General features: G+C 48.3%; 1 pseudogene. It reads right to left on the bottom strand.

Going from position 1 to position 524, the window contains the following annotated elements:
* Positions 1-524 (bottom strand): annotated as a pseudogene (locus AS151_RS21105) (tetratricopeptide repeat protein); the annotation flags it as partial.

The following is a 524-nucleotide window of genomic DNA, read 5'->3' as shown; positions in this document are numbered from 1 at the left end:
GAGGCTTTGTGCGACATCAGGATGTTGTTCGCCCAGTAGGCGTTTTCTCATCTCTAGAGCTTGGCGGTAGAGGGGTTCCGCTTCCTCGTACCTGCCTTGGTGATGGTATAAAAGTGCCAGATTGTTGAGGCTGGTGGCGACATCAACATGTTCTTCCCCAAGAACCTGCTTGCGAATGGCTAAAGCACGTTCGGCTAGCGGGATAGCTTCTTCATATTTTCCTTGTGGTAGAGTTCTATAGCTTGTTGGTTCAAACGAGTGGCTTCTGCTAGCTTTCGCTCATCTGCCGTTGCTTCTCGCCAACGCAGCTGGTACGTTCCCGTTTCTCCTGATTCAAAACTGGTGACAAGAACTTGATAGGTTCCTGTAGCTGGTAATGTGATGACGATTTTGGCGTTTTTGCCTTCTCCACCATCATTGTTTTTCGCGATTTCTTCGTTCCCTTCCCGATCCCGTAAAATTAAATAGGTATCGAAGTTAGCATTTACAGTCTCGATCGCAATTTGCTCACCCGCTTCCCCTTC

The organism is Geitlerinema sp. PCC 9228 (assembly GCF_001870905.1).
In the GTDB taxonomy this organism is placed as follows: domain Bacteria; phylum Cyanobacteriota; class Cyanobacteriia; order Cyanobacteriales; family PCC-9228; genus PCC-9228.
The sequence above is the reverse complement of the archived record's forward strand: the minus strand, read 5'-3'. Positions and strand labels throughout refer to the sequence as shown.